This window comes from Burkholderia anthina (genome assembly GCF_902498995.1).
Lineage (GTDB): Bacteria > Pseudomonadota > Gammaproteobacteria > Burkholderiales > Burkholderiaceae > Burkholderia > Burkholderia anthina.
The window spans coordinates 1-4,227 of record NZ_CABVLY010000056.1 but is presented as its reverse complement, the minus strand read 5'-3'; the positions used below and the strand labels follow the sequence as shown (position 1 = coordinate 4,227).

Annotated in this window: 4 protein-coding genes and 1 pseudogene; 3 read left to right on the top strand and 2 right to left on the bottom strand. The window is 70.7% G+C overall.

Translation table 11 applies throughout. From position 1 onward, the window contains the following. Both BME24068_RS34725 and BME24068_RS34720 read right to left on the bottom strand, forming a co-directional pair. A pseudogene (locus BME24068_RS34725) lies at positions 1–392 on the bottom strand (DUF3108 domain-containing protein); the annotation flags it as partial. Positions 393–525: 133 nt separating this feature from the next. Further along, complete coding sequence (locus BME24068_RS34720) at positions 526–1,401, bottom strand: IclR family transcriptional regulator (protein ID WP_162826256.1); 876 nt, start codon at positions 1,399–1,401, stop codon at positions 526–528. Between the two features lie 126 nt (positions 1,402–1,527). On the opposite strand from BME24068_RS34720, the gene BME24068_RS34715 reads away from it, so the two are divergent. From BME24068_RS34715 to BME24068_RS34705, 3 genes are all read left to right on the top strand, one after another. Continuing rightward, a complete protein-coding gene (locus BME24068_RS34715; RefSeq protein ID WP_096509056.1) occupies positions 1,528–2,520 on the top strand; it encodes a fumarylacetoacetate hydrolase family protein in 993 nt (330 codons plus the stop codon). Positions 2,521–2,647: 127 nt separating this feature from the next. Continuing rightward, the gene (locus tag BME24068_RS34710) at positions 2,648–3,475 is read left to right on the top strand and encodes an enoyl-CoA hydratase/isomerase family protein (RefSeq protein ID WP_096509057.1); all 828 of its coding nucleotides are present in this window, start codon (positions 2,648–2,650) and stop codon (positions 3,473–3,475) included. Positions 3,476–3,567: 92 nt separating this feature from the next. Further along, positions 3,568–4,227 (top strand): PhaM family polyhydroxyalkanoate granule multifunctional regulatory protein (locus tag BME24068_RS34705; RefSeq protein ID WP_174928800.1); only part of this gene is annotated, 660 nt, incomplete at its 3' end.

Below are 4,227 nucleotides of genomic sequence, written 5' to 3'. Positions count from 1 at the left end.
GACGCCGCCTGCGCGCCCGACGCGCCTGCCGTGCCGCTCGCGGCGGAGGCGGCGGCCGGCGGCGGTTCGCCGTGCTCGGCCGTTTGGGTCGACGTGAGGACGGGTTCCCGCGCCGGCGCGGGCTTCGGCGCGGCGGGCGGGCGTTTCGCCGGCGCAGGTTCGGCCGGGTGCGCTGCCGGCTTCGGCGCGGGCTGGCGCTCGATCGGCTGCGGCTTCAGCAGTTCGATCTGCACCGGCACCTCGGCGGGTGCGGGCGGCGTGAACGATTCGCGATTGCGCGTCAGCCACAACGCCGCGAGCGCGTGCAGCACCAGCACGACGACGAGCGCGACGCCCGCGCGCAGCCAGTGGCGGGGCAGGGCGTGACGGGAACGGGTGTCGGCAGGCGGCATCGGCGCATCGGAACAGGGTTGGGGCGGTCGTGGCGCACCGCGCGCTGCGCGGTACACGAATCGGACCGCCGGATGCCCCGCGCGTTCGCGGCGCATCACGCGGATTTCGCACGGGTGTCGCGCGCGTCGCGGGTCAGGCGTCGCGCGCGTCCGGACTATAGCCGAGTTCGTACGACAGTTTTTGCGCGCATGCGCGCAGCGCCGTATCCATCTCGCCGCCCCAGGCGATGTCGAACGAGCCTTCCTGGCCGAGCGCGACGACGGCGAGCGCGAGTTCGCCGACCGCGTCGAACACGGGCATGCAGAACGCATGGACGGTCGGCAGCAGCATCCCTTCGACGCGCGCGGCCTGATGCGCGCGCACGTCGGCGAGCACCGCATCGACTTCGTCGAGCGTGCGCGGGCCGCCGTGATGCGGCGAGCGGCGCGTATCGGCGAGTTCGCGCTCGAGCATCGCGGCGGTCTTGCTGCGCGGCAGATACGCGGCGAACAGCAGGCCGGTTGCGGAGCCGAGCAGCGGCATCACGTCGCCGAGCTTGAGCGACGCCTTCGCAGGGTGGCTCGATTCCATCCAGTGCACGATCGTCGGCCCCTGGTTGCCCCACACCGCGATGCCGACCGTCTGGTCGACGCGGTCGCGCAACTCGGTCAGCGCGATCCGCGCGAGCTTCACGCCGTCGACGCGCGCGAGCCGCGCAAGCCCCATCTGCAGCGCGAAGCCGCCGAGCTCGTAGCGGCCCGAGACGGGATCCTGCGACACGACGCCGAGCCGCGAGAAGCTCACCAGATAGCGGTGCGCCTTCGCAGGGCTCATGCCTGCACGCTGCGCGAGGTCGCGCAGCATCATCGCGCGCGGCTCGCTCGTCAGCACGTCGAGCAGGCGAAAGCCGACCTCGATCGACTGAATGCCGGAGCGAACCTTTTCGCCGCCTTCGCCGCCGTCGCCGGAGCCGGCATCGTCGGTATCGGAGTCGGCGAGATCGTCGTCGGGAAGCGGGCTGGCGGGCATGGGCAACGGGGCGCGAAAATGCGGCAAGGGTCGGGACGAAAACGGCATGCGCGATCGTGGCGCGCCGCACGGATTCACCATCGTAAAATAGATTCCCTCCATCGTCACTACAACGGCAGATACCCCATGAAACTTGCATCGCTGAAGGACGGCACGCGCGACGGCCAGCTGATCGTCGTGTCGCGCGACCTGCACACCGCGGCGATCGCCGATGCGATCGCGCCGACGCTGCAGCGCGTCCTCGACGACTGGGCGTTCTACGCGCCGCAACTGCGCGACCTGTACGACGCGCTGAACCACGGCCGCGCGCGCAATGCGTTCGCGTTCGACGCGGCGAACTGCATGGCGCCGTTGCCGCGCGCGTTCCAGTGGGCCGACGGCTCCGCGTACGTGAACCACGTCGAACTCGTGCGGCGCGCGCGCGGCGCCGAGATGCCGCCGGAATTCTGGACCGATCCGCTGATGTACCAGGGCGGCAGCGACGACTTCCTCGGCGCGCGCGACGACGTCGTGTGCCCGTCCGAGGAATGGGGCATCGATTTCGAGGCCGAGGTCGCGGTGATCACCGGCGACGTGCGGATGAGCGCGTCGCCCGACGACGCACTGAAGGCCGTGCGGCTCGTCACGCTCGTGAACGACGTGTCGTTGCGCAACCTGATTCCGGCCGAACTCGCGAAGGGATTCGGTTTCTTCCAGAGCAAGCCCGCCACCGCGTTCGCGCCGGTCGCCGTGACGCCGGACGAGCTCGGCGACGCATGGGAGGACGGCCGCGTGCACCGGCCGATGATCGTCCACTGGAACGGCAGGAAGGTCGGCCAGCCCGACGCGGGCACCGACATGGTGTTCCACTTCGGCCAGCTGATCGCGCACGCGGCGAAGACGCGCAACCTGCGTGCCGGCTCGATCGTCGGCTCGGGCACGGTGTCGAACAAGGATGCGAAGCGCGGCTACTGCTGCATCGCCGAGAAGCGCTGCCTCGAGACGATCGAGCACGGCGCGCCGCAGACCGAATTCATGCGCTACGGCGACACCGTGCGCATCGAGATGTTCGATGCGGCCGGCAAATCGATCTTCGGCGCGATCGAGCAGTCGGTCGCACCGCCCGACGGCGCGGCCTGATGCCCATGCGAAGCCCGGCTTCGGCCCGCGCGCCGGGTTTCGCCCGATGTTTGCCCGCGCGGGCTTGGCTACACTCGATTCAGGCGTTTCAAACGTTCGACGCATTTCAGGAACCCGGGAGCTGCGCATGGCCGATCTCGCCGCATACGGCGGTTACGAAGCACTGAAAGTGACGCGCCGCGATCATGGCGTGCTCGACATCGTGATGAGCGGGGAGGGCGCGAACCGCAGCGGCCTCGCGACCGCGAACGCGCGCATGCATCGCGAGCTCGCCGACATCTGGCGCGACGTCGATCGCGATCCCGACACGCGCGTCGCGGTGATCCGCGGCGAGGGCAAGGGCTTTTCGGCGGGCGGCGATCTCGCGCTCGTCGAGGCGATGGCGAACGACTTCGACGTGCGCGCCCGCGTGTGGCGCGAAGCGCGCGACCTCGTCTACAACGTGATCAACTGCAGCAAGCCGATCGTGTCGGCGATGCACGGGCCGGCCGTCGGCGCGGGCCTCGTCGCGGGGCTGCTCGCCGACATCTCGATCGCCGCGAAGGATGCGCGGATCATCGACGGCCATACGCGGCTCGGCGTCGCGGCCGGCGATCATGCCGCGATCGTGTGGCCGCTGTTGTGCGGGATGGCGAAGGCGAAGTACTACCTGCTGCTGTGCGAGCCGGTGAGCGGCGAGGAGGCCGAGCGCATCGGCCTCGTGTCGCTCGCGGTCGAGCCGGCCGACCTGCTGCCGAAGGCATACGAAGTCGCCGAGCGGCTCGCGCACGGTTCGCAGCCGGCGATCCGCTGGACCAAGTACGCGCTGAACAACTGGCTGCGCTCGGCCGGGCCGACGTTCGATACGTCGCTCGCGCTCGAATTCATGGGCTTCTCCGGGCCCGACGTGCAGGAGGGCATCCGCTCGCTGCGCGAGCGGCGTCCGCCCGACTTCCGCGGCGACGCACCGTTCTGACGTGCCGTTCGGGTGCGCGCTATGATCGAACCAGAGGCGGTTGCGCGCCGCGCGCCGGCCGCCTTGCTCCCCCAGTCAAACAGGATGCCCGTATGACCACCGATGCTTCCGGTTCCAATCCTTTCGCCGGCTTTGCCGGTTTCAAGCCTGCCGACATGCTCGACCGGATGTGGGACATGATGCGGATGTCGCCGTTCGGCGGCGGCATGGCGTCGTTTCCCGGCGCCGCATCGGGGCTGCCGCCGTCGCTGTCGAGCATGTCCGACATGATGGCGCCGCTCACGAGCGTCGAGGAGCTCGACAAGCGGATCACCGATCTGCGCGCGGTCGAGCAGTGGCTCAAGCTCAATCTCGGGATGCTGCAGTCGGCGATCCAGGCGCTCGAGGTGCAGCGGGCGACGCTCGCGACGCTGCGCGCGTTCGGCGCATTCGCGCAAAGTTCGATGTCGGCGGCCGAAGAGGCCGCTGTCGCGGCCGCGCAGGCGGCGTCCGCGCCGCGCGCCGATGCACCGCCCGCACCGGATGCCGCGGCGGGCGCCGCGGACGCGCCGCCCGCAGGCGATGCCGCGCAGCAGGCGTTCGATCCGTCCGGCTGGTGGAACCTGCTGCAAGCGCAGTTCAATCAGCTCGCGAGCCTCGCGATGACGCAGCCGGGCGCGCAGCCCGCCACGCCGGGCGAAGCGCCGCCGGCTTCGACGGCCGGCCCGGCGCAGGCCGAGCAGCCTGCACCGGCCGCGGCGGCTGCAGCGGCC